Origin of the sequence: Priestia sp. 179-F W1.4 NHS (assembly GCF_045369295.1) — a bacterium.
Lineage (GTDB): Bacteria > Bacillota > Bacilli > Bacillales > Bacillaceae_H > Priestia > Priestia zanthoxyli.
Window position 1 is genome coordinate 14,711 of the sequence record NZ_JBIQFF010000003.1, and the last position, 26,075, is coordinate 40,785.

The following is a 26,075-nucleotide window of genomic DNA, read 5'->3' on the forward strand; positions in this document are numbered from 1 at the left end:
ACGCACTTAGACATAAGCGTTTCGCTTTTTTAGTTGGTTTAATAACTGTTGGAATAACAAAAACAAAAGTAAAAAGACAGAAAAAATGATATTATATAGTTAATATATGGAAACTTTATAAAAAGGATAGGAGGAGGACAAAAATGATTAAATCAATTATTGGTGGGTTCATTTTATCTTTTATACTTTTAGTAGCATGTACAATAGCTAACGTAAATTCAGAAACAGTACTTTTCACCGCTTTCATTATATTAGTGGGGCTAGCTCTTATCATATCTGGAGCAGCTGTAAGCGGTGATCGAATGAGAGCTAACCTTTCCACAGAATCAAAAGCAGACAAGAAGTGGAGAATAACAAATTCTATAAACCTTATGTTAGCTGCCGCTCCAGTTCTCGGGGTATTTCTTCTCATTCATTACTTTGTATAGTTTATTCTTCGACATGTAAGAGCAACCCGCAAGGTCCTAAAAAACAAACTAATTATTCATAAGATAATAGCGAAAAGAGGTGCTAGGATGAAAGAAATCACTTCAACTATGGTGAACCCGACAATAAAAAAGCTGTTATCTTATGCAACTTTAGAAGAGAAGGTTGATGGAGAGTATAAAAAATACACGTGTTTGCCAAGTCGGAAATTATATAGTATTGAAGTAAATGGAGACACAGTTAGCTGTATAGGAGTTAAATTTCTTAACGCCAAGGAAGCTGTTATAAAACATATAGCTGTTTTACCAAAAGAGAGAGGGAAAGGAATAGGAAGCAGCATGATTCGCTTTCTTTGTAAGAACTATGATATACATTCTATTTTTGCTGAGACAGATAAAGAGGCAGTAAACTTTTATTCTAAGTTTGGCTTCCAAATAACAAGTTTAGGTGAAAAATATCCCGGAGTGGAGCGCTTTTTGTGTGAATTTAAAGTTAAATGAGATAAATTTTGGATTGCAAGAAAAAGAGAGCTGCAAGATGACCAATAACGAAAGCAAATAAAAGGCATTCAAAATATGATATAATACATTTAGCAGCTCCTTATATTTATAGGGCTAAAATTACATACAACTTAACATCAAAGAAGCTAAAGGCCGAGAGTAAAAGAATATTAATTACCGAACAAATATGTTTTGTTTGCGATAACAAAAAGCCTCTAGAAAGAGGCTTTTCTTTATAAAAAAGATTGACAGAATATTTCAATATCATTTTATTTTGGTTCTTGAAATTCCAATACCTTAAGAAATACATAATAATAAAAGACATTTTTCATCTACTTAACTAAAGGTTTTTTAAAAGGAGACAGCTATATCTTATGTATGTTACACTCCGCCCGTTTTGTTTTATTTTATCTATTATCTTATTTCTAGCTTATCTTCCGGTTTCTGTAAAAGCAGAAACTGTACCCAATAAAAAAGCAAATTACGCAGCCGAAAAAAATACATACCGCATTGCTGGAGAAAAACATCTTGCGCCTTTTTCTTACGTGAACGATGAAGGAGTATTTACTGGTTTTAGTATTGATATGCTCAATCAAATAGCGAAAGAAGAGAATGTGAAATTTACATATATTCCAATGGATCTTTATCAAGCAACAAAAGCACTGCAAGAAGGTAAAATTGATGCCATTATGGGCTTGGAGTATTCGGCTAATCAAAATCAAGTGTTTAAGTTTTCCGATCCATATTTTACGATGGCAGATGCCGTAGTCATTCCAAACTCATTAAAATCCTCGGTTACATCTTTAACCGATTTACGAGGCAAAACAGTTGCCATGCGGGAAGATAAAATCTCCTTTGAACTGCTGATGAATGTAAGAAACATAGAGTTTCAAGTGGCTTTAAATCCAGAGGATGCGCTCAATCTCCTGTTTTTAAATCGGGCTGATGCTTTTTTTTCAAACAAGTGGACCGCGGAATTTTATCTTGAGAAATCAAAGAAAAAAGGACAGTACACTATACTCGATAATGTAGGAATACCTTCAGAGTTTGCGGTTGCAACTCGACCTGAAAACGCAAAATTTTTATCGATCATTAACCGTTCAATTTCACGTATGCAGGCGGATGGAACATATCAAGAACTATATAGAAAATGGTTTGTTTCTTCTTCAGAAGAACGCCTAAAAGAATTGCGCAATTGGATTGTTTTTCTTCTTATTATAGTTGTCTTAACACTAGGTAGTTTATTTACCATATATCTTTGGAACAAGCGATTAAAAAAAGAAGTGAAAAAACGTACATCGGCGCTTGCTGATGCAAATCAAAAGCTGCAGATTCAGCAAAAAGCAATTTCACAGGCGCATGCATTTCAGACACAAGTTATTAACCATATGTATTACGGAATTCTCACATTTGATCAATCGCTAAACCTTACAACTATCAATCAGCGGGCAAAAGAAATTCTTCTCATAGAGGATAAAACATTTCAATCTAGTCATATTCATCAACATCCGCTTATCCAGCAAATTTTTAAAACGTATAATACGATAAAGCAATCGCAAATGGCATTGCCATTTACAAAAGAAATTCAGCACAAACAAAATGGAGAAGTCTATTTTGTATTGTATCGAGTAATTCCGCTTTATGAAGATACAACTAAAATGAACGGTTATTTACTGACACTAGCCGATCGTTCTGAAGAAAGACTGCTTGAGAAGAAGTTAGCAACTCAAGAGAAAATGCGTGCGTTAGGTCAGCTGGTCGCAGGTGTAGCACACGAAATTCGTAATCCGCTTACATCCGTAAAAACGTTTATTGATTTGCTGCCAAATAAATATGAAAATCCAGAGTTTCGAAAAGAACTGTCCAAGCACGTTCCAGAAGCACTGAGAAGAATGAATCGTATTGTTGAAAGTTTAGTAGATTATGCACGGCCTAAATACCCTCAGAAAATAGCTTTTGACGTAGAAACATTTATAAACTCTGTAGCGGTTATTATTAGCCCTACGTTAAAAAAGAAAGCGGTTCACTTATCTCTTGATATTGAACCGGGTATGCGTCTTTACAGTGATCCTGATCAAATTAAACAAATTATGCTAAACCTGATGTTAAATGCGCTGGACGCGATGGAAAGCAGTCCTCGTAAGGAGCTCTCTATCAGGGCTGTAACAGAAAATGGATTGGGTTTTATTAATGTTAGTGATACAGGAAAAGGCATAGATGAAAAAGACGTCCCACATATTATGGAACCTTTCTATACAACAAAAAAGCAGGGAGTGGGTCTTGGTTTATCACTATGCTATCAGTGGATAGAAGAGAATAATGGAGAAATTACGATGCAAACAAAAAAAGGAAATGGTACAACATTTACGATTGTCTTGCCTGTTACGAAAGAAAAAGGAGGCCATTCATATGAAACCGACTGTTCTCATTCTCGATGACGAACCTGCTATTGGTTCATCTCTTCGTTTTGCTCTAGAAACAAACTACGAAGTGACCAATCTTACAGAAGTACCGGAAGCTTATCAATTTTTACGCAGTCAGCCTGTCCACGTTGTTTTGCTGGATTGGCGACTCGGCGAATATAATGGGCTTGAAGTGCTAAGTAAAATTAAAGACATTCAGCCTCAAACATCCATTATTATGATGACGGCTTACGGGACGATTGAATCGTCTATAGAAGCTATTAAAAGAGGAGCTTACCATTACATTACAAAACCTCTTGATATTGAAGAGCTTCATATATTAATTAAAAAAACGCTTGAACACCAGGAGCTTCATGATAAAGTTCGTGAATTAAGCGAAACGATTGAGAAAATAAAAGGCTACGATCAAATGATTGGTGAAAGTGCAGCTATGAAACAAGTTTTTTCGATTATTAATAGAGTAAAAGACATTGATTCGAACGTGCTTATATTCGGTGAAAGCGGTACCGGAAAAGAGCTAGTAGCGCGAGGGATTCACCGGCAGGGAAAGCGAGCAAACGGACCGTTTATTTCAGTTAACTGTGCGGCTATTCCAGAGACTTTACTTGAAAGTGAACTTTTTGGTTTTGTAAAAGGCGCCTTTACAGGAGCTACTCGCAATCAAAACGGGAAAGTAGCCGCAGCTGATGGAGGAACTCTTTTTTTAGATGAAATTGGTGAGATGCCTCCGTCGTTGCAAGCAAAAATGCTTCGATTTTTACAAGAAAAAGAAATAACGCCTCTTGGCTCATCGGAAACAAGAAAAGTAGATGTTCGGATTGTGAGTGCCACTAATAAAGAATTAAATCGTATGGTAAAAGAAAATGGCTTTCGCGAAGACTTATATTTCCGCTTGAATGTCATCCCTGTCACACTACCGCCATTACGGGAACGGAAGGAAGATATAGCGCTGCTTATTCCATACTTTTTGCAAAAATACTCAGAAGAAATGGAGAAACCGCTTTGTGTGCTGTCTTCAAATGCATATAAAAAGCTTTTAACGTATGATTACCCTGGAAATATAAGACAGATAGGAAACATTCTTGAATATGCCGTTGCTATGACCAAAGATGGAACGATTATGGAAAAAGATTTACCTATAACTGTTCAACACGAACAAGAGATTTCTTTGTCACGCTATGAGAATGAGCATTTCACCGAAGAAACAAAATTAATTAATATTCCAATTAACTACACGATGAAAGAAGCAGAACAGCTAATTATCGAATCAGTCCTTGAAGAGTGTGGAGGCAACCGCAGAAAAACAGCTCAGGCACTCGGTATCAGTGAACGAAGTATCCGTAACAAACTTCATCTTTACCGCACAATTCAACAAAAGGAGGCAAAAAATGCCGAGTAGGAACATATTTCCGTTTCTACCCGGCATTTTTTGCCGGGTTCTTGTCAGTTCCTCTGCCATTTAAGCGTTTTTTTGTTGGCACGAAAATTGCAACATATTATTGTAAGCGCCCACATTAAAGAAAATAGAGGTGAATAAATGAAAAGATATATAGGGGTGGCGCTCGTTTTCTGTTTACTATTTATCATAGCCGTCTTAAATAGAGATTTACTAACTATTCATAAGGAAAAAGAAAACAGCACTGACTCTAGCGCAAAGGCTAGTGAAGGGTTTGACGACAAACCGCTTACTATTGTAACAGGAGGACCAACAGGTGTTTACTTTCAGTTAGGCAATGCTCTAGCCAGAGTTTATGGAGAAAAGCTAGGAATCCAAGCCAGCGTAGAGACAACGGACGCTTCTGTAGAAAATATTAGTAAAATTGCGCAAAAAAAAGCCGAGCTCGGCTTTTCGATGGCAGATATGCTGGCAAGTTCTCGGGGAAAAGAAAAAGCCGTAATTAATAAGAAAGATTTATCCAATGTAAGAGCAGTAGCTTCTTTATATCCAAACTATATGCAAATTGTAGCTCTGAAGTCGGCTAGAATTCATACGCTTCAAGATTTAAAAGGGAAAAACGTGGTAGTAGGAGCGCTTGGCAGTGGTACAGAGGTATTGGCTATGAGAATTCTAAACAGCATGGACATCAGCACTCAGGATTTTCATGCACGGTTTCTACCTTTTTCTGAAGGGATTGAAGGAATTAAAAATGGAACCGCAGATGCAGCTTTTCTTTCTTCTGGATATCCTAACTCAGGAATTACAGAGTTAGCCTCAACGAACGAAATTGAACTGATTTCAGTGCCTGAAGAAGTGACAGAAAAATTAAAAAAATCATACCCGCCACTAGGGAGTGGGATGATTCCGGCTGATACATATAAGGATGTCAACACAGAAACAAAAACAGTCATGGTTAAAAACCTTTTGATTACTAATAAAGATATGCCCCCAAAAAAAGTATATGAACTGACAAAAGCTTTGTTTGAAAACGTAGAAGAGCTTGAGCAAACAAATAGCTCTGCTGAAAAAATAACGTTAGCAAAAGCGGTAGAACAACTTCCTTTACCACTGCACCCGGGTGCAAAAAAGTATTATGAAGAAAAAGGCATTATAAAATAAACTAAATCTTTATCTATAAAGTTGTACAGAAGAAAACACTACTTAAAGAAAAGAGGGATTAATTATGGCTCATACTAGTGAAGCTGCAAACAACAGGCGTGTTACAAGTAATATTTTTAAAGGGTCTGTTGGAAATTTAATTGAATGGTACGATTGGTACGTTTACTCTGCTTTTGCCGTCTATTTTTCATCGCAATTTTTCCCAGAAGGCGATCCAACAAGTCAGCTGCTTAACACAGCCGCAATCTTCGCTGTTGGTTTCTTAATGCGTCCAATCGGTAGTTTGCTAATGGGACGCTATGCCGATCGATATGGTCGCCGTGCTGCGCTTACCTTATCTATTACCATCATGGCGAGCGGTTCTTTGATTATCGCTTGTACCCCTAGCTATGGCACAATAGGGTTATTATCTCCTATTATTCTAGTACTCGCACGTTTGCTTCAAGGAATCTCCTTAGGGGGAGAATACGGAACGTCTGCAACTTATCTTTCTGAAATGGCAAGCAGCGGGCGAAGAGGATTTTATTCAAGCTTTCAGTATGTAACGCTTGTTGCTGGTCAGCTGGTAGCATTAGGTGTTCAAATTATTCTGCAAAACGTTCTTAGTGAAGCAGATATGATTTCATGGGGCTGGCGTATTCCTTTTGTTATTGGAGCCATCGGCGCGCTAAGCGTTTTATGGCTGCGACGTACGATGGATGAGTCAGAGCAATTTTCTAAAATGGACTCTGAAAGCCGTGAAAATGCAGGGACTATTAAAGCACTTATGAAGCACCCTAAAGCAGTGTTGACCGTTATTGGTTTAACATTAGGAGGAACGGTTGCATTTTATACGTATACAACGTATCTACAAAAATTTATGGTAAACAGTGTAGGGCTGGATAAAGGGGTCGTAAGCTGGATTAACTTCTGTGCGCTGCTTGTATTTGTTGTCATTCAGCCAATAGCAGGGATGCTATCTGATAAAATTGGACGCAGACCTCTGTTAATGAGCTTTGGTATTTTGGGAACATTGCTGACTGTACCGCTGTTTCTTTTTATGAAACAAGCACATAACCCAGTCATGGCCTTTCTATTAATGACAGTTGGACTTATCATTGTAACCGGTTATACATCTATTAACGCAATTGTAAAAGCTGAGCTTTTCCCAACGGAGATTCGAGCTCTTGGTGTAGGATTACCGTACGGACTTACAGTTGCCATATTTGGAGGGACAGCAGAATTCATCGCACTATGGCTAAAAAGTATCGGCCATGAATCAATTTTCTTTTTCTATGTAGCAGGGTGTATTGCCATCAGCTTTCTTGTTTATTGGCGTATGGGAGAATCCTCTAAAGATTCATATATAGAATCTGAGCTGAAGACAGATGACAAAGATGACAACGTCCCGCCAAGTAATCTCAGCTTTTAATTTTTGTTAAAGAAATAGTCGTTTGATAACATAAAAAAGGACGGGCTTTTACAGCCAGTCCTTTTCTAGTATTCCGTGCGTATACATGTATTAAACGTACTAAGTGACTGTTCTTGCTATAAAATTCTTTTTTCTATAGTTTTGCATTATGAATTTGTACACTATTTAGTGATAATAAGTCCTCGTATAATCTCATTCCAGTAATGTTTAAAACTAGGCTTTGCTTTCGTCATTATGAACACTCCCTTTAAAATTTTCCTGATTGGCTAGTTGTTATACTAAGTTTAATAAAATCACCTAAAGTTGTTATCCAACGCAGAGCGTAACTTAGTATATGAATTTGTACGACTAAAGCATGAAGAGGAAAATAATTAAAGGCATATAAAAAAGATCAGCGCCATAATAAAAGGATTATTTTGTGATATAACGAAATAGAGAGTATACATCAGAAATAGAGAGAGGGTAAACTTCGTGAATACTTTATGTTCCTTTTTTATGAATCCAGTTTTAAGCGCTTCAACTTTTTTAATAGAATTACAGAGTGCGTTCTTTCGCCCTATTTGGAAAGAGTATAATTATGATGATTATTTTACCTACAAGGTATATGTTCCAAGTACATATACTGGATTAAGTAAAGTACCATTAATCGTTATGCTTCATGGATGTCAACAAGATGCAGATGATTTTGCTGCGGGTACGGAAATGAATAAGCTAGCGGAAGAAAAAGGTTTTATTGTTCTCTATCCTCAAATGAATTACTTTGCTAATTCCAACGGGTGCTGGAATTGGTTTTATGAGTATAACCAGTTTCGCGGTAATGGAGAGCCAGACATAATAAAAGATATGATTGATCACATAACCACTAAATATGCGATTGATTCTACTAATATCTACCTTGCTGGCATGTCAGCTGGAGGCTTTATGGCGAATGTGATGGCTATTGCTTATCCTGATATATTTAAAGCGGTAGGCATTCATTCAGCAGGCAGTAATGCGTATGCTGTAGACCTCATAACAGCCGGAGAAGTTATGCTATATGGATCTCTAAATCCTGAATTTGACGGTGATGAAGCTTATAAGAAAATGGGACCTTACGCACGGCCTGTTCCCATCATTACGTTTCATGGCCAATCAGATACAACAGTTAATCCAATTAATGCGTCTACATTAATTCAGCAGTGGATTTATACATATAAGTATTTCGGTATCGACCTACATGAAAATGCTGCTTCTTACACTTCAAGGGAAAACGAAAATCATTATAGTTACATAACTTATGACTACGTAGATGCAGAAAATAAAATCTGGATGAAAAAAATTATGGTAGAGGATATGGGGCATGCGTGGTCAGGAGGAAATGACACTGGATCAGATACTGATTCAAAAGGTCCTAATGCTTCAAAAATGATGTGGGATTTTTTTGAAGCACAGAATGATTAAATAAAATATGAACGAGCGATCAAGATGTACTACTAAATAACATCAGCCTTCATTTTTTTGAAACAAATAATTGTCGATCAACAGTAAAAAAGGATCTTATCGAAAGATCCTTTTTCTGTTATCAACCAACATTTCTTAACAAGTAGCTTCAAACCGATTTAACAATACATCTAGATCCTGACTGATTTTAATCGTATTACTACTTGTAAACCCTTCTTCTAGGGCAATCATCATCATCATTTTTCGTATAAATTCTATCTTTATCAGCAGTAGCCTACATTTGAAACACATTAAGTTTCCTCCACTTGCCACGTCATTTTAAAGGTTTAAATTATTGAATTTTTTATGTAAAAACGGTTCAAATCTAAAAATAGAACCTAAAAAATATAGTAACAAATAGATAGTGTCGAAGTCTGTCGTATTTTGAATTCAGATATTTTCATTTAAAAAGAATTAACTCTTAAACGTTTTGCTGGAAGCTTCGCTCTGTCTTAATTATGATTGTTCCACCGGTTGTAAATAACTGACGGAGTAACAGAGCTTACTCTGTTTTTTGGATATAGGCATAATCAGATTACATTTAGGGATGTTAACATAAGATTGGACTTATTTAAGTTAGTCAACTTTAAACAAAAACATATCTTTTTTTCATTTATTGGTTTCTGTTTAACTATTTATGGCTATCAGGCACTGACAAATAAAGATAAATGATAGGTGAGGGCCGTTTCTAACCGCTATAGACTTTGTAAAAAGCGCAACAAAAAAGCGTCTGTTAAGACGCTTTATATATAATACATATACTGCTCTTCTTTATTGGCATTTGTTGTTTCATGGATTATTTCTTCCGGGATATTGGACGTCCGGTTAGTAAAAAGCATAAACAACGCAATAATTGATGCCACAAAACCTAAAGTAACAATCACAATAAATCCCTCCCTTTAGAATATATATTCTACTTTCATCTTCATTTTCCTATATTTATTTTATACCCTTATTTTATTTTCTCAACACATAGAATAAAAAGAGTGTATGCATCGCCTGAATAACCATCCAAAGTAAATACAATCAAGGTAGCTTAAAACAGACATTTCACTTAAAAAAGTAGGAAACCATAAAGATTTCTTCGTATTCGGGGCATGAATCATTAAAATTATTAATCATTAAGATAACTTATTTATATTGTACGAATGAAAGAAATTTATATATATTAAAAATACGAAATATTCATTAAATTATACGAGGGTTTGTTTCAAGTTAAAAAGAAAAAAGCTGCTGCTTTAAAGGCAACAAGTAAGCACTATAAGATTAAGGAGTTACACGGAATATAAAAGTTATAGAAATGAATACAAGTAGAATTCTTTTTGCTCAAATATTCACATAGTTTTCATTCGTAAAAAAGACTGAAAATTTTGATAATAAATTTCACTTTTATTAAGGGGGACTTTTTATGACAACAACGGTTTTAAATGTATCAACTTATTCTTTTTATCTTAACGGTGAGTGGAAAGAAAGCAAATCAGGGCAGACGATCGATATTGTTTCTCCATACCGTCATGATGTGATTGGAAAAGTGCAGGCTATCACAAAAGAAGAAGTCGATGAAGCGGTACATGCCGCGCAAAAAGCTCAGAAGGGGTGGGCGGAAACTTCTCTGCAAGACCGTGCCAAATATTTATATAAGTGGGCAGATGAGCTGGTAAAAATGCAGAGTGAAATTGCCGAAATTATTATGAAAGAAGTTGGAAAAAGCTTAAAAGATGCAAGGAATGAAGTCGTACGCACGGCAGACTTCATTCGCTATACAGTTGAAGAAGCTCTTCATATGAACGGAGAAAGCATGAAAGGAGATAGCTTTCCTGGAGGTTCTAAGTCAAAGGTTGCGATTGTTGAACGCGTGCCTTTAGGCGTGGTACTCGCGATTCCTCCTTTTAACTATCCGGTAAATTTGTCTGCTGCTAAGCTTGCGCCTGCTCTTATTTCAGGAAATGCAGTTATCTTCAAACCCGCAACGCAAGGAGCGATCAGCGGTATTAAGATGATTGAAGCTCTTGATCAAGCAGGGATTCCACAAGGACTTGTAAACGTCGTAACGGGCCGCGGATCTGTAATTGGTGATTACTTGGTTGAACATAAAGGCATTAACATGATTTCGTTTACCGGAGGAACAAATACGGGTACTCAGTTAGCTAAAAAGGCAGGCATGATTCCTCTTGTACTAGAACTTGGAGGAAAAGACCCGGGTATTGTATGTGAAGATGCAGATTTACAGGAAGCAGCAAAACATATTATAAGCGGAGCATTTTCTTATTCGGGTCAGCGCTGTACAGCTATTAAACGTGTACTTGTACATGAAAAAGTGGCAAACGAGCTGGTCGACATCCTAAAAGAAGAAGTACATAAACTATCAGTGGGTTCTCCTGAAGATGGATGTACAATCGTTCCATTAATTGATAGTAAGGCAGCGGACTTTATTCAAATTTTAACTGCAGACGCGCTCGGAAAAGGTGCAGAAGTTGTGACTGGGAACAAGCGTGAAGGCAACCTTATCTATCCTACTCTTTTAGATAACGTGAATGATACTATGCGTGTAGCATGGGAAGAACCATTTGGTCCTGTGTTACCAATTATCCGCGTCGCTTCTGACCAAGAAGCCATTGACATCGCAAACGAATCAGAATTTGGCTTACAAGCAAGCGTTTTTACAAAAGATATTAATAAAGCCTTCTCAATTGCAAATAAAATGGAAGTCGGTTCCGTTCAAATCAACGGCCGCACAGAACGCGGCCCTGATCATTTTCCTTTTATCGGCGTAAAAGGATCCGGTATGGGCGCTCAAGGCATTCGTAAAAGCATTGAATCCATGACTCGTGAAAAAGTAACGGTATTAAATCTTCAATGATTGAATTCCATGAGCTATCCAAATCGAGTCAGTAAAATGTAGAGAATCTCATGGAAAAAAGCCTGTGCTCCAAAAAGCACAGGCTTTTAAACGTCTTATTTACCTATCACTCGATTCCATCTTTATAGTTCTTATGCCAGTTTTTATCACCTTTGTGCTCGATATCTTCAACGGTTTTTTCGAGCTCTGACATAATGAGTGTTTTTACTTCATAGATGGTATCAAAAAAAGCTTTCTCTTCATCCGGATTGGGCTTTATTTTGGCTGCTGCCGAAATATCAACATATCTGCGATGTTCAGTTGTTAATTTATCAAGCGCATCAAAAATATGAGAGGTCAGAACAGCAACCTCTTTATGATTATCAGGCAGCTTTTCTTTTAATGTTTCAATTCTTTTATCCATGTTAAAGTCCCCCTATAACGTGTTGTATTTATGTAACTTTCCCACTAATAAAAATGAATAACCTTAAATAGCAAAAATTCATGGGAATTAGCACGTGAAACAAAAGTATACTACAGGATATCATGTTAAAGTGAAAAATTGGTGAAATGAGTGGGTATATTTTCAATATAGAGAAGTCTGTACTAATAAAAGAAGAGGTCGTTTAGCAGGTAACCTTTGTCCGTGTTTTCAAGCCTTGCCTATATTTAACTGACATAAAGCTTTTTTTAAAACATTTGTAAGTTGATTGATTTTGCATCAAAAGAATTTTTTGGTATATTATAGATGTGTTTAAAAATGCAACAGAAGGTGATTGAATGAAAGTACTGGCTATCGCTCCTTATAACGGTTTAAAAGAGCTAATGATTACCCTAGGAGAAAAAGAAGAGTTCGAGTTGCAAGTAGAGATAGGTGATTTAGAAGAAGGCCTGACTCTTGCTAAAGATGCAATACATAATGGCATAGATATCATCATCAGTCGAGGAGGAACGGCGGAACTCATCCAAAGAGAGTTGACTATCCCGGTTGTTGAAATTGAAGTTTCTGGTTACGATATGCTTCGCGTGCTGACGCTTGCTAAGGGTTACCCAGGAAAAAAAGCAATTGTTGGGTTCTCTCCTATTTCAGAAGGAGCTTCTACAATTTGTGAAATACTAGATATCAATATGTCTGCATACAAAGTCAAAAGCGAGAAAGAAATCGAGCCTATTTTAGTTCAATTACAGCAAGATGGATATACAAATATTATTGGAGATGCCATTACGGTAAAAATAGCTGAAAAGCTTGGACTCAATGGCATATTGCTGACTTCTGGAAAAGAAAGTGTTTTAAAATCTTTTCAAAATGCAAAGAAAATATATGGATTTCTTTCGTCTTTCAAAAAAAATTACTTGATGTCTTATGATATTATTCAAAATGAAATGGAAGGAATTGTTGTATACAATTCAACGTCTCAAGCTATTTTTTCTAATCCTTATTTTAATACGAATTTTAGTGACAGCTTTAAACAAAACCTCAATGTAGAAGAGGCTGTAAAGACTGTATGTAACACAGGTTCATTTGAAACAGTTTTTAGTAGGGATGATGACTTTTGGACCGTAAAAGGATATCCTCTGGAAACCTCACATTCAAAATTGATTGTGTTTCGCATTAATCAATATAAGTCCAATGAAAATCAAGGTATAGATGGAATCTCAATTGTGTCTTTAAAAAACGAAGCAAGCTCTGCAAGTAACCTTACTACTGTCGTCACAAAAAATGAGAGAATGCAAGGTGTTTTAAAAGCTGCAACTATTTATGCTAATACGGAAGAACCTGTATGGATTAGCGGTGAAGAAGGAACTGGAAAAGAACGACTAGCAAAGCTTATTCATGTTAATAGTGAAAGACGTGAATATCCACTGCTTATTATAGATTGTGAAGTCCTCTCAAAAGCACAGTGGGCGCGCCTCCTAGACAAGAGTTCTTGTGATAATTTATTAGCCCATAATCCACATGGAAGCGTTATTTTAAACAATATAGATTTTTTAGAATTGGATACTCAAAAACAATTAACAAGTTACTTGAAAAAGAATTCAACTACGTGCCGTTTTATAACTTTATCGCGTAAAAGTATCAAATACTTAACTGAAACACAGCGTTTTGATCAAGAGTTGTATTATTTATTAGCTAGTTTAACCTTGGATCTTCCTTCATTAACAGAAAGAAAAGAAGATATCGAAAGCTTAGCTCTTTTCTTTATCGGAGAATACAATATAAAATTCGGCAAGCAAATCGTAGGGATACGTAGCGATGCAAACGAAAACTTAAAGAATTTTGAATGGACTGGTAATATAAAGCAGCTAAAACAGATCATTAAAAAGAGTGTACTATTAGCTGAAGGGGCTTTTTTAGAGCTTCATGATTTAAAGAAAGTAATAAGTACCATTCGCGTTACAAGTGACAATCAGGAAATTGATTTAAACGGAACGTTAGAAGAAATCGAACGAAAAATCATAAAAAGAATATGGTTAGAAGAGGGTATGAATCAAACAAAGACAGCTGAAAGGTTAGGTATAAATCGAACCACTCTGTGGCGGAAACTAAAATAAAATTTCCTATATGTATTCTATTGAGTCAAATTTAAAAACCACTTTATCTATAAGTTAGTAAAGATAAAGTGGTTTTTGTTGTTTAATTTTTAAACAATTTAGAAAATATTAAATTTTATCTTCTTTAACTGTTGATTAATTAAACATTTATGTATATAATTCGAATTGTAAACGTTTTTAAAAAAGCAAATTGTACATATACGTTGCAAAAATAAACAATTAACTAAATGCAAATAGATACTGTAGGGAGGAAGGAATATGGAGTTAAAAGGAATTATTCCAGCGTTATTAACGCCTTTAACAAAAGAGCAGACAATAAATGAACCGGTACTGCGTCAATTAACTAGTCATCTTATTGAATCTGGTGTGCACGGCATTTTTGCTTTAGGAACAAATGGTGAATTTCATCTCTTCACAAAAGAAGAAAAATTAAAAATTGCTCAAGTGATCATTGATGAGGTCAAAGGAAGAATCCCCGTAATTGTTGGTACGGGAGGGAACAGTACAGAAGAAGTTATTGAATTATCAAAGCAGATGGAAAACCTTGGAGCAAATGCTCTTTCTGTTATTACTCCTTATTTTGTTACACCAACTCAAGAAGAAGTGATCGTTCATTTTCAGCGAATAGCAGAAGAAACATCTTTACCAGTTCTTTTATACAATATCCCTTCAAAAACGGGAATGAGCTTAGAGCCCGACACTGTCGCCAAGCTAGCAGATGTTCCTAATATAGTAGGAATTAAAGATAGCAGCGGCAGCTTCGAAAATATCAAAAACTATATTCATGTAACAAAAGACAAAAACTTTTCCGTGTTTGCGGGAACGGATTCTTTAATACTAAAGACCTTAGAAGCAGGAGGAGTAGGAGCAGTTGCAGCAACTGCAAATATGGTCCCTGATATTGTCGTATCTATTTACACCAGCTGGTTAAAGGGATTTAACAACGAAGCGGAAGAAGCTCAAAAAAAATTACAGCCTCTTCGAGACACATTTCAATACGGGACGCTTCCATCGGCTTTGAAAAAAGCTGTCGAACTATATGGAATTCCGGTAGGCCCTCCTAAACTGCCAGTCTCTGAACTATCAGGAGAGGGACTTGAAAAGGTAAAAGAAATGGTTGCGGGCTATAAAAAACAGAATGCACTTTAAAATAAACTAACTATAAGGAAAAGAGGTTAAAATGATGCAAAAGCTTTATCAATTTCAAACGGCAAATCATCTTATCGCAGGACCAAATTCAATTGAAAAAGTAGGAGAACACCTTTCTCTATTAGGTACAGAAGTCAAGTCAGCCTTAATTATTACTCAACCATCGATGAAGAGGTTAGGTTTTGTCGAGAAGCTTATTCATCAGTTATCTGACAAAGGCGTATCAGCCTATGTGAATATTGATGTTCTTCCAGAGCCAACGGTTGAAAACATTGAAGAAGTTTTTCAAGCCATTAGCAAAGAACAGTATGATGTATTAATTGGATTTGGTGGAGGAAGCGTGCTTGATGCAACAAAAATTCTTTCAGTCTTACAAACAAATAACCAATCTATCCGTGAACTATTAGGTACAGATTTAGTTAAAAACCCAGGTACACCAACTATCTTAATTCCAACTACTTCAGGAACAGGTTCGGAAGTAACGCCTAATGCGATTGTTACACTGCCCGATGAAGAATTGAAGATTGGAATCGTAAGTAAGTATTTACTGCCTAAATTAGTGGTACTCGATCCAGTTCTAACATTAAGTTTGCCAAGACCTATCACAGCTGCAACTGGGATGGATGCATTTACTCACTCATTAGAATCATTTATTTCAAATAAATCAAATTTAATAAGCGATATGGTTGCATTAGAATCAATTCGTCTCATCTCGTCTAGTATTATAGAAGCTTATCAAAATGGGAATTCGGTCGAGGCGAGAGAAAAAATGCTTGTAGGTTCTATGTACGGCGGAATGGCTTTAACAAGTGCAGGTACTGCTGCGGTTCATGCATTAGCGTATCCGCTAGGCGGAAAATTTAAAATTCCTCACGGTGTAGCTAATTCGATGCTTTTACCCCATGTGATGGAGTTTAACATGGATGCCATTGAAGATCGGTTGTTCCTCGTAGCTGAGCCTATGGGAATTAAAATAGAGGGTTTCTCAAAGACGGAAGTAGCTCAAAAAGTAGTAAATCGTATTGTAGAGTGGACAAACGTTTTAGAAATCCCACAAAATCTAAAAGAATATGGAGTAAAGGAAGAAGATGTTCCAGAGCTAGCTCTTTCCGCTTCAAAAGTAACGCGATTATTAAATAATAATCCTAAAGAAGTAAGTTTGAAAGATATGGAAGGAATTTACCGTAAATTACTTGTTTAAAAAGGTGATGACATTCTATGAAAATATCCGTTATTTCTGATGATTTAACAGGCGCAAGTGATTGCGGAGGACAATTAGTTCGTTATGGGTTAGATGTTTCTGTCGTTTTAACCGATGACAATAGTAATTTAAGTAAAAAAGAAGCTTTTATATTTAATACGGATAGCCGCGCTGTTTCAGGGAAAGAGGCTTACGAAAGAGTTAAAAACGTTTGTGAAAGAATTCAAGGTGAAACATTTGATGTTATTTACAAAAAAATTGACTCCACAATGAGAGGCAATATCGGACAAGAAATTAATGCTGTGTACGACGTATTTCAACCTGATTTTGTTTTTATCGCTCCAGCCTTTCCAAACGCCGGAAGACAAGTAATTAACGGCGTACATTTTCTGAATCAAAAACGTTTAGATGAAACTGAAGTAGCGAACGATCCTAAAACTCCCGTAAAGGATTCTTTAATTGCCCGACTGGTTAAAAACCAAGCGCAAAAGGAAGTGGGCCATCTTTCGTACAAAGATCTTCATGCAGGATATGAATTTATCTTCAAAAAGCTTAAAGCATACAAAAATCAAAACATTTCATACATCACAGTAGATTCAATTCATGAATCAGATCTTAAATGTCTGGTTGAAACGATAAAAAAGACGGAATTTTCTGTTGTATGGTCCGGTTCAAGCGGATTAATTAACTATTTACCTCAAGCTTATGGACTACAGCCATCCACAAAGAAAGTCAGTTTTCTAAGAAATGATCAACCCGTGCTATTTGTTATTGGAAGCGTAAGTAAAGTTGGAAGAAATCAGCTGAATCAACTATTACTATACTCTGACACCATTAGTGTAGAAATGAACCCATCAAAAATCATTTTAGACGGTGTTTCCAGACAAAAAGAAATAGATCAGGTAATAGAGAGGGCCTTAACATTTCTGAAAACAGGAAAAAGTATTGCTTTATTCTCTTCAGAAGAAGTAAAAGAAACACAAGAGATTGGTAAAAAACAAGGCTATAGCGCTATTGAAATAAGTGACTATATTTCAATGGCCATGGGAGAAGTAGCTGTAGATCTAATTAATCAATGTACCATTACTAATCTTTTTCTTACAGGAGGAGACACGGCTCAACAAGTGTTAAGTCAATTACAGGTTCATAGACTTCATTTGGTTGACGAAGTGGAGCCTGGTATACCACTTGGCAAGTTAGATTATAAAAGAGAGATTTTTGCTGTAACGAAAGCAGGAAGTTTTGGTACAGATGTAGCTATGCTTAAAGCTAAATCGAAGCTGCAGGGGAAAAAAGATGTTTGGGAACCCTCTGTAAGATTAAGCAAATAATTAAACAGTGCAATAAAAATTGAAGTGAATTTTAAAGGAGGAATATGATGAAACCTGTTATCGGAATTACAATGGGCGATGCAGCTGGAGTAGGTCCAGAAGTTATTGTAAAAGCACTAGCAGATCCATCGGTTTATGAAGCGTGTCGTCCTATTGTTGTAGGAGACGCTAAGATAGTAGAAAGAGCGATCGAAATGACACAAACCTCGTTAACTGTCCATCGCGTTAACGAGGTAAATCAAGGAGAATTTACTCATGGCGTAATTGATTGTCTTCATTTGGACTTAGTGCCGGAAGATCTTCCAGTTGGAGAAATCTCATCATTAGCTGGGAGCGCAGCGTTTAAATTTATTAAAAAAGCGATCGAATTAGCAAAACAGCAAGAGATACAGGCCATTTGTACGGCACCTTTAAATAAAGAAGCGTTACATAAAGGCGGCTACACTTACCCTGGCCATACTGAAATTTTGGCAGAGCTTACGAATACAAAGGATTATTCCATGATGTTATCTTCACCGAAGCTAAAAGTCATCCACCTTACTACTCATGTAGGATTAAAAAAAGCAATAGATGCTATTACACCGGAACGAACATACACCGTTATCAAACTTGCTCATGAAACATTAAGTCGCGCAGGGTATAAAAACCCGCGAATTGCCGTTTGCGGAATTAACCCTCACGCTGGAGAGAACGGTTTATTCGGAGAAGGAGAAGAGGAAGAAAAACTAATTCCTGGTATTCAAATTGCAGCTTCTGAAGGGATAAATGTTACAGGTCCATACCCTGCGGATACGCTATTTTTCCGTGCAGTTCGCGGAGATTTCGATATTGTCATCGCTTGTTATCACGATCAGGGACATGTGCCTATTAAAGTCCTAGGGTTAGAAGAGGGTGTCAACATCACAGTTGGTTTAAACGGCGGCGTTATTCGCACTTCTGTCGATCACGGTACAGCATTTGATATCGCAGGAAAAGGAATTGCTGATGAAAGAAGTATGTTAGCTGCTCTCCAGTCCGCTGCAGAATTGTCGCCTAAAAAGGTTTTAAAATAGACAGTAACGCAAATAACAAGGGCGTTTTAAAGGGACTTTGAAAGAGATCTAAAAAGGAATATATTTGAAATTCAGATGTTGGTCTCTCCCTTTTAAATATAAAACGTAAAGTTTACAAATTTGAACATTTAGAGAGGACGTATGAATCGTAATGAAAGTTGTATCCACTTCTCCATCATTCGCAAAGTATTCAAATGAACCAATTGATTTATTAACAAAAAACGGAATTGAGTTAATTCAGTTACCTGCCGATATCTCAGAAGATCAGTTCTTAGATCATATCCAAGATGCAGCTGGTGCTATTGTGGCTTTTAATCATATAAATCAGCATGTTCTCAGTAAGGCCCCTCATCTAAAGATTATTTGCAAACATGGTATTGGAGTCGATAACATCGACTTAAAAGCTACGAATGAACAAGATGTTTGGGTAACAAACGTACCGGATGCAAATAAACATGCGGTTGCAGACTTTACTTTTGCTTTAATGCTTTCACTGGCTAGACAAGTCCCGTTAGCTCATCAGCAGACTAAAGAAGGAAACTGGCCAAGGATTTTTGGTTCCGATATTCACAATCAGACAATAGGTATTGTTGGTTTAGGCAGTATTGGACGAGAAGTTGCTCATAGAGCAAAAGGCTTTAGTATGGAGATACTAGCTTATGATCCATATCCTAATTATGATTTTGCAAACGCTAATGGAATTAAATTTGTCGAGTTAGACGAATTACTAAGAAACAGTGATTTTGTTACACTCCACATGCCGTTAACTAAGCAGACTAAAAACTTAATTGATTCTGAACAGCTAGAGATAATGAAAGAAAGCGCGTACCTTATAAATGCGTCAAGAGGTGAAATTGTAGTAGAAAAATCCTTGTATAAAGCCTTAAAATCAAACACTATTGCCGGCGCTGCTTTAGATGTATTTGAAAAGGAGCCTGCTCAGGAGCACCCTCTATTTGATTTACCTAACTTTATTGCTACTCCACATATTGCTGGGTACACAATTGGCGCTATTAACTCACTTGGAATGGTTTGTGCACAAAATATCGTTGATGTAATTATAAATAAAAAGCGCCCTCAGCATGTCGTAAATAAGCTATAAAATTTTAGAATTTCTAATTTTGAAAACGTTTTCTTATATAGGGGATGGGAGGCGAAATTATGTTAGAAAATCAAGCTGTAACTTCCAGTCAAACAAGTCCAGCTACTAGAAAGAAGTCTAAAATACGTTGGGTTATTGCAATTCTAATGTGGGCAGCTATTGCCATTAATTATATTGATCGTACGGTGCTTTCTGCAGCGGCTCCATATATCACTAAAGAATTTAACCTATCGGCGGGAGAAATGGGAATTATTATGTCAGGTTTTTTCTGGTCATACGCACTACTACAAGTTCCCGCCGGATGGTTTGCTGATAAGTTTGGGCAAAAAAAATCTTTGGGGTTCGCTGTAATATGGTGGTCTTTAGCTACAGCAGTAACAGGGTTAGCAACGGGATTTAAGTCATTACTTGGTCTTCGTGTTGCTTTAGGAGTCGGTGAAGCAGCTGCTTATCCAAGTAATGCAGGTATAGCTTCAAGATGGTTTCCCGATAAAGAAAGAGCAACAGTAGCTGGTATATTCGATAGTGGTTCCAAGTTTGGTGGCGCTATTGCTATGCCGTTAATTGTTTGGCTAATAGCTATTTTTAGTTGGAAAATGACTTTTGTAATTATAGGTGCGCTTGGTGTGATTTGGGGCATAATCTGGATGCTGTATTTTAAAGACAACCCCGAAGATCACAAAGGAGTTAATGAAGCGGAATTGGCCCATATTCGAAAAGGCCAAGTCAAGCAAGATGGTATTGATAATCAACAAACAATGAAATGGTTTGAATTGCTTAAGCATAGAAATATCTGGGCAATGTGCATTGGATTCTTCATGATTAATTACAATTCTTATTTCTTTATAACATGGCTTCCTTCATACCTTGTTGCAGAAAGAGGAATGAATTTAATTGAAATGGGGTTTGTAGCCTCATTGCCATTACTATGTGCAATGGTTGTTGAGATAGGTGCAGGTTGGTTGTCTGATCGTGTATATTCAAAAGGTCTTTTATCATTAACTGCTACTAGGAAACTATTTTTAATTATTGGCTTATTAATGGCTTCTTGTATTGGATTTGCCGCTTTTGCAGACTCTGCTGTAACAGCCGTCGTTTTATTATGTATTGCTAAATCAGGAACAACAGTGGCTGCTTCACAAGTATGGGCGCTTCCTGGAGACGTTGCTCCTAAAAATATGACTTCAATAGTAGCCGGAATGCAAAACACGGTCTCAAACATGGGAGGAGTTATTGGTCCTATCGTTACTGGATTTATTGTTGGGGCTACAGGTTCGTTTGTTCCTGCTTTGCTTTTCTCAGCTGGATTAATCGTTCTAGGTATCTTTAATTATCTATTTTTATTAGGAAAAGTTAAGCCTATCGATGCTTGAGCGTAAGGATACAAAAATATAGTAAAAGTTAAAATGATTTTACTTCATTACTTAATTGTTTAAACAAAAAATAGTTAATAAAGGGCTGTTAGCTAATCCTAAGGCTCTATTGTTATTATAGGAGGAAGTCCATAATGAAAGCATTAAATCCTTCAAGCCTGATTTTTGTTTTAGCAGTAATTGTTGTATATATTTTATTTACCACATGGTTAACAATGAGATTAAGAAGTAAATCCAGCGCGGAATTTAATAACGCAGCCAAAACATTGCCTGCGCTTGTAGTTGGAATCTTATTAATGTCAGAGTTTATCGGCACTAAATCAACAGTAGGGACTGCTGAATCATCATTTACTGGTGGTATTGCGGCTTCTTGGTCACTTATTACGGTAACGATTGCTTTTTTCCTCTTTTCATTCTTTTTGGTTAATAAATTTTATGGGACCGGGAAATATACTATTTCCGGTATAATTGAACAGAAATTTGGAAGATCTACAAAAACGGTTGTATCAATTATTATGATAGCTGCTCTTTTGCTTGTGAATCTAGGAAACTACCTGAGTGGTTCTGCGGCCATTGCTTCTCTTTTAGGTTTACCCTTGATGACATGTGCTATTATTACAGCCATTGTCAGTACATTTTATTTTACATTTGGGGGAATGAAAGGGGTAGCTTGGGTAACTATTCTTCACTCATTCGTGAAATATGCGGGTGTCTTGATCACAGTAGGAGTGGCATTGTACCTTTGCGGTGGGTTCAAGCCTATCGTGCACGAACTGCCAAAAAGCTACTTTACATGGGATGGAACGATTGGTGGAGGGACTATTTTTGCATGGCTTATCGGGAATATGGGAGCTATTTTCTCTACACAATTTATTATTCAAGCCATTACGTCGTCAAAAAGTGCAAAAGCAGCTAAAAAATCAAGTTTATATGCAGCACTATTGTGCTTGCCGCTTGCATTGGCAATCGGAGTGATTGGGGTATGTGCACGATATTTGTATCCAAATATCGATCCTATCTACGCGTTTCCAGTATTCTTAGAACATATGAATCCAGTATTAACAGCAATTGTAGCAACTTCCTTAGTAGCATCCATTTTCGTTGGGGTTTCAACCGTGGCTTTAGCTACAACAACATTAATTGTTGACGATTTTTATGTTCCAAAAGCTAAACCATCTCCAGAACAACAGATGAAGATGACTCGAATTATTTCTGTAGTTGTTGGTATCATTCCTTTACTTGGTGTGGTTTTAGCCCCAGAACTATTAACTTTATCTTTTTTCACTCGTGCATTGAGAACATCTATTGCTGTGGTAGCTGCAATGGGATTTTATCTTCCATTCTTTAGTTCAAACCGAGGTGCAACTATCGGCTTAGCAATGTCCGGTATTTTCACAACTGCATGGTATTTGCTAGGAAACCCTTTTGGTATTGACAATATGTATGTCGCTGTCATTACACCATTTATTGTGATGGTAATTGACCGATTTATCGGTGGAAAAGATAAAAAGTCTGAAAATACTGAATCCAATACTGTAGAATATATAGATGCAAAGTAGAAAATAGCTTAGTTTAAGTTAAAAGGAGAGAAATGCAATGAGTAATCAATCAACGACTATTGTAGCAGATGGAAAATTAAAAATGTGTCCAGACGGATTGGAACATGTAGAGGCATATATTCCTTCTGATTGTATACAAAATCACGCTTCTAATTTACTTGTGTTAGACAATGGTGACCTGTTATGCACTTGGTTTGGCGGCACACAAGAGGGAATAGCCGACATTCACATTTATCTATCAAGACTTAAAAAAGGCCAAAAAGAATGGAGTAAAGCTGTAAAGCTTTCAGACGATCCCGCTCGTTCTGAGCAAAACCCAATTTTATTTCGTGCTCCAGACAATAAATTATGGTTATTGTACACGGCACAAAAATCCGGTAATCAAGACACAGCGATTGTAAGATATCGTATTTCGGAAGATGAAGGCTATTCGTGGGGACCTATTGAGACTTTATTTGATCAGCCAGGTACTTTTATTCGACAGCCTATTGTTGTATTAGATAACGGTGATTGGCTTTTACCTGTTTTCTATTGCATTACGCCTCCGGGACAAAAGTGGACAGGAAATAAAGATATAAGCGCGGTGAAAATCTCAAAAGATCAAGGTGAGTCTTGGGAAGAGTATGAAGTGCCTAATAGCTTAGGGTGTGTTCATATGAATATTGAAAAAATAGATGATGGTACGCTTTTAGCATTGTTCCGCAGCCGCTGGGCTGATCATATTTATAGCAGCCGTTCAACTGATTACGGGGAAACGTGGAGCGAGCCGATTCCAACGCAGTTACCTAATAACAATTCTTCTATTCAATTCACAAAATTAAATAACGGGGATTTAGCGCTCGTCTTTAACAATATGAACGCCGATAATTGTATGGAACGCAGGCTGTCGCTTTATGATGAAATTGAAGATGAAGAGGATACAGATATTCTGTCTGCTAATCAAGATACGCCTGAAAAAGATGATGAAGGCAGACAAGCATTTTGGGGAGCACCTAGAGCACCGATGACAGTTGCGATTTCAGAAGATGGAGGGAGAACATGGCCATATAAAAAGGATATTGAAATAGGGGATGGCTATGCAATGACCAATAATTCAAAAGAAAAATTAAATAGAGAATACTCATATCCTTCTATTAAACAAAGCGCTGATGGAAAAATTCATATCGCTTTTACGTATTTTAGACAAGCTATTAAATATGTATGTGTGTCAGAAGAATTCATAAAGTCTTAATAGCTTCATATACTTCGGAGGGATAAAGTATGCTTTTGGAAAACAAAATTGCGATTATTACAGGAGCTAGTAGAGGTATTGGAAAGGCTATCGCTTTAACTTTAGCTAAAAATGGTGCCTCATTAGTTATACACGGTACGAATCAGACTTTATTAAATGAATTAGCTTTACAGGTTGAGGACTTAGGTAGAGAATGTATTGTAAAAGCTGGGGACGTAGCAGATCCAAATGTTGCAACCGAGGTTGTAAGAGCTGCTGTAGAGCGTTTTGGAAAAATTGATATTTTAATAAATAATGCGGGTATCAATATGCGCAGCTCAACATTAGAAATGACTTTGGATGATTGGAAAAAGGTATTAGATGTTAATTTGAATGGAACTTTATATTTCTGTAAAGCCGTCTTACCTTATATGATAGAACGAAACTATGGGAAAATTGTCAATGTAAGTTCTACAACAGCCAAAACAGCGCATAGAAATGCAGCGCCATCTTACGGAGCTTCAAAAGCTGCAGTTAACTACCTTACGATGCATTTAGCTTTAGAAATGGCGCATCATAATATTTTTGTAAATGCTGTATGTCCAGGTCCTGTAGAAACGGACATGAGCAATCAATGGACAGATGAATACAGGAAAGAAGTAACAAAGCGAATTCCGTTAAATAAGTTAGGAACTCCTCAAAATGTTGGGGAAAGCGTTTTGTTTTTAGCTTCAAGTATGTCTGATTTTATAACGGGTGAATCTATTAATGTGAATGGCGGAACGTACATGAATTAGGGAATGAAAAGCCTAGAGAGTTGACTATCTAGGCTTTTCAATTGTTTCTCTAAAGAATAGAATATAAACAGGTGATTAAAATGGAATTTTTAACAATCCTATTACCTATTTTCGGCATATTTACACTAGGTTTTATTGGACAAAAGAAAATAGGGTTCGATACAAAAACGATATCCACCATGGCGCTTTATTTAATGTCTCCGATATTAGTTTTTAGAACGTTTTATACGACAAAATTTCAGGTGGATTATTTATATCTTGCTTTTTATACGTTTGCCCTTTGTTTTACTTTAATTATAGTTGTATATATTGTGGCGTTTATTCAGAAGTATTCCACTCGAGAGACATGTGGAATGATATTAGCCTCTTCTTTTATGAACAATGGGAATTACGGTACTCCTGTGGTTTTACTAATCTTTGGAGTTTCAGGGCTTGACTGTGCAATCATTTTAATGGTTATTCAACAGCTGGCAATGTGTACAATTGGAGTCTACTACGCCGCAAAAGGAAGTGCAGAAGGAAATGGTATACGTTCAGCTATTCGTGCTGTTCAGCGCATGCCTGCTATATATAGCGCCTTTTTGGGAGCTTTTTTTCAATTTTTCAATATTCATTTAGGGAAATCAGTCCTCGAAGCGGTAGATTTAGTAGCAAATGCAGCAATTCCTACGGTTATGATTGTACTCGGCATGCAGCTGGCAAAAATATCAGTTAAAAATTTAGCCAAAAGCAAAGTTTCTTTATCGCTTATAATTAAACTGATCATTTCTCCTGCCGTTGCTTATTTACTTACTTTGTTTCTTCCAGTTGATGACATGGTTAAACAGATTATGATTATTACGGCCGCTATGCCAACAGCAGCAAACACGACCATGTATGCGCTGCAATTTGATACTGAGCCAGAATTTGTTTCAAGTGCAACGCTTATTAGTACATCGTTGAGTTTAGCTACTTTACCCCTAATTTTTACAATTGTATTGTGAAAATCTTTTATGACTACGTAATTTTTATGTCATCTGAACTTTTTTGACTACTTTTTACGATTTTATGACTTTTTTTGAATGAATTTGATTGTTTTTGATGATTTTTCGAATAATCTGATATATAATGAAA

The 26,075-nt window shown here is 36.5% G+C and carries 22 protein-coding genes; 19 read left to right on the forward strand and 3 right to left on the reverse strand.

Annotated features, from left to right (window positions below; genetic code table 11):
* Nucleotides 1–143: 143 nt before the first annotated feature.
* From ACH0CI_RS15350 to ACH0CI_RS15380, 7 genes are all read left to right on the forward strand, one after another.
* A complete protein-coding gene (locus ACH0CI_RS15350) occupies nucleotides 144–428 on the forward strand; it encodes a DUF5316 family protein (protein ID WP_028413748.1) in 285 nt (94 codons plus the stop codon).
* Nucleotides 429–515: 87 nt separating this feature from the next.
* Entirely contained in the window at nucleotides 516–926 is a 411-nt protein-coding gene (locus tag ACH0CI_RS15355; protein WP_034264713.1) for a GNAT family N-acetyltransferase, read from the forward strand.
* A gap of 374 nt (nucleotides 927–1,300) precedes the next feature.
* Nucleotides 1,301–3,364: a transporter substrate-binding domain-containing protein gene (locus ACH0CI_RS15360; RefSeq protein ID WP_098999833.1), complete on the forward strand. Its 2,064-nt coding sequence runs from the start codon at nucleotides 1,301–1,303 to the stop codon at nucleotides 3,362–3,364.
* Entirely contained in the window at nucleotides 3,336–4,748 is a 1,413-nt protein-coding gene (locus tag ACH0CI_RS15365) for a sigma-54-dependent transcriptional regulator (RefSeq protein ID WP_406901791.1), read from the forward strand. The genes ACH0CI_RS15360 and ACH0CI_RS15365 overlap by 29 nt, the downstream gene beginning before the upstream one ends.
* A 138-nt stretch (nucleotides 4,749–4,886) precedes the next feature.
* Entirely contained in the window at nucleotides 4,887–5,906 is a 1,020-nt protein-coding gene (locus ACH0CI_RS15370) for a TAXI family TRAP transporter solute-binding subunit (RefSeq protein ID WP_406901792.1), read from the forward strand.
* A 64-nt stretch (nucleotides 5,907–5,970) separates the two neighbouring features.
* A complete protein-coding gene (locus ACH0CI_RS15375; protein ID WP_406901793.1) occupies nucleotides 5,971–7,317 on the forward strand; it encodes an MFS transporter in 1,347 nt (448 codons plus the stop codon).
* Between the two features lie 471 nt (nucleotides 7,318–7,788).
* Complete coding sequence (locus ACH0CI_RS15380) at nucleotides 7,789–8,757, forward strand: extracellular catalytic domain type 1 short-chain-length polyhydroxyalkanoate depolymerase (RefSeq protein WP_335708464.1); 969 nt, start codon at nucleotides 7,789–7,791, stop codon at nucleotides 8,755–8,757.
* A gap of 135 nt (nucleotides 8,758–8,892) precedes the next feature.
* On the opposite strand, the gene ACH0CI_RS15385 is transcribed toward ACH0CI_RS15380, so the two are convergent.
* Both ACH0CI_RS15385 and ACH0CI_RS15390 read right to left on the reverse strand, forming a co-directional pair.
* Complete coding sequence (locus ACH0CI_RS15385; RefSeq protein WP_016763750.1) at nucleotides 8,893–9,048, reverse strand: aspartyl-phosphate phosphatase Spo0E family protein; 156 nt, start codon at nucleotides 9,046–9,048, stop codon at nucleotides 8,893–8,895.
* A gap of 491 nt (nucleotides 9,049–9,539) precedes the next feature.
* On the reverse strand, nucleotides 9,540–9,680 hold the full coding sequence (locus tag ACH0CI_RS15390) for a hypothetical protein (protein WP_165573386.1): 141 nt from the start codon (nucleotides 9,678–9,680) through the stop codon (nucleotides 9,540–9,542).
* Nucleotides 9,681–10,204: 524 nt separating this feature from the next.
* On the opposite strand from ACH0CI_RS15390, the gene ACH0CI_RS15395 reads away from it, so the two are divergent.
* Nucleotides 10,205–11,656 carry an NADP-dependent glyceraldehyde-3-phosphate dehydrogenase gene (locus ACH0CI_RS15395; RefSeq protein ID WP_406901794.1) on the forward strand — a complete coding sequence of 484 codons (1,452 nt, stop codon included), beginning with the start codon at nucleotides 10,205–10,207 and terminating at the stop codon, nucleotides 11,654–11,656.
* A gap of 106 nt (nucleotides 11,657–11,762) precedes the next feature.
* Here ACH0CI_RS15395 and ACH0CI_RS15400 read toward each other — a convergent pair whose 3' ends face one another.
* On the reverse strand, nucleotides 11,763–12,059 hold the full coding sequence (locus ACH0CI_RS15400) for a hypothetical protein (RefSeq protein ID WP_028413740.1): 297 nt from the start codon (nucleotides 12,057–12,059) through the stop codon (nucleotides 11,763–11,765).
* A 401-nt stretch (nucleotides 12,060–12,460) separates the two neighbouring features.
* On the opposite strand from ACH0CI_RS15400, the gene ACH0CI_RS15405 reads away from it, so the two are divergent.
* The 11 genes from ACH0CI_RS15405 to ACH0CI_RS15455 all read left to right on the forward strand — a co-directional run bounded on the left by ACH0CI_RS15405 (nucleotide 12,461) and on the right by ACH0CI_RS15455 (nucleotide 25,945).
* Nucleotides 12,461–14,188: a PrpR N-terminal domain-containing protein gene (locus ACH0CI_RS15405; protein ID WP_406901796.1), complete on the forward strand. Its 1,728-nt coding sequence runs from the start codon at nucleotides 12,461–12,463 to the stop codon at nucleotides 14,186–14,188.
* A 258-nt stretch (nucleotides 14,189–14,446) separates the two neighbouring features.
* Nucleotides 14,447–15,337 carry a 4-hydroxy-tetrahydrodipicolinate synthase gene (gene dapA, locus ACH0CI_RS15410; protein ID WP_406901797.1) on the forward strand — a complete coding sequence of 297 codons (891 nt, stop codon included), beginning with the start codon at nucleotides 14,447–14,449 and terminating at the stop codon, nucleotides 15,335–15,337.
* A gap of 34 nt (nucleotides 15,338–15,371) precedes the next feature.
* The gene (locus ACH0CI_RS15415) at nucleotides 15,372–16,538 is read left to right on the forward strand and encodes an iron-containing alcohol dehydrogenase (RefSeq protein ID WP_098626732.1); all 1,167 of its coding nucleotides are present in this window, start codon (nucleotides 15,372–15,374) and stop codon (nucleotides 16,536–16,538) included.
* Nucleotides 16,539–16,555: 17 nt separating this feature from the next.
* Nucleotides 16,556–17,869, forward strand: a complete 1,314-nt coding sequence (locus ACH0CI_RS15420) for a four-carbon acid sugar kinase family protein (RefSeq protein ID WP_034264664.1) — start codon at nucleotides 16,556–16,558, stop codon at nucleotides 17,867–17,869.
* Between the two features lie 44 nt (nucleotides 17,870–17,913).
* A complete protein-coding gene (pdxA, locus tag ACH0CI_RS15425) occupies nucleotides 17,914–18,921 on the forward strand; it encodes a 4-hydroxythreonine-4-phosphate dehydrogenase PdxA (RefSeq protein ID WP_406901798.1) in 1,008 nt (335 codons plus the stop codon).
* A 151-nt stretch (nucleotides 18,922–19,072) separates the two neighbouring features.
* Nucleotides 19,073–20,023: a phosphoglycerate dehydrogenase gene (locus ACH0CI_RS15430; protein WP_406901799.1), complete on the forward strand. Its 951-nt coding sequence runs from the start codon at nucleotides 19,073–19,075 to the stop codon at nucleotides 20,021–20,023.
* Between the two features lie 59 nt (nucleotides 20,024–20,082).
* Complete coding sequence (locus ACH0CI_RS15435) at nucleotides 20,083–21,396, forward strand: MFS transporter (protein ID WP_098626736.1); 1,314 nt, start codon at nucleotides 20,083–20,085, stop codon at nucleotides 21,394–21,396.
* Between the two features lie 134 nt (nucleotides 21,397–21,530).
* A complete protein-coding gene (locus ACH0CI_RS15440) occupies nucleotides 21,531–22,955 on the forward strand; it encodes a sodium:solute symporter family protein (protein ID WP_098626737.1) in 1,425 nt (474 codons plus the stop codon).
* Between the two features lie 37 nt (nucleotides 22,956–22,992).
* Nucleotides 22,993–24,186 (forward strand): sialidase family protein, encoded by a 1,194-nt coding sequence (locus ACH0CI_RS15445; RefSeq protein WP_406901800.1) that lies wholly within the window; start codon nucleotides 22,993–22,995, stop codon nucleotides 24,184–24,186.
* 29 nt (nucleotides 24,187–24,215) lie between these two features.
* Nucleotides 24,216–24,962 (forward strand): SDR family NAD(P)-dependent oxidoreductase, encoded by a 747-nt coding sequence (locus ACH0CI_RS15450; protein ID WP_033578703.1) that lies wholly within the window; start codon nucleotides 24,216–24,218, stop codon nucleotides 24,960–24,962.
* 80 nt (nucleotides 24,963–25,042) lie between these two features.
* Nucleotides 25,043–25,945: an AEC family transporter gene (locus ACH0CI_RS15455; protein ID WP_034264652.1), complete on the forward strand. Its 903-nt coding sequence runs from the start codon at nucleotides 25,043–25,045 to the stop codon at nucleotides 25,943–25,945.
* The last annotated feature ends 130 nt before the right edge of the window (nucleotides 25,946–26,075 follow it).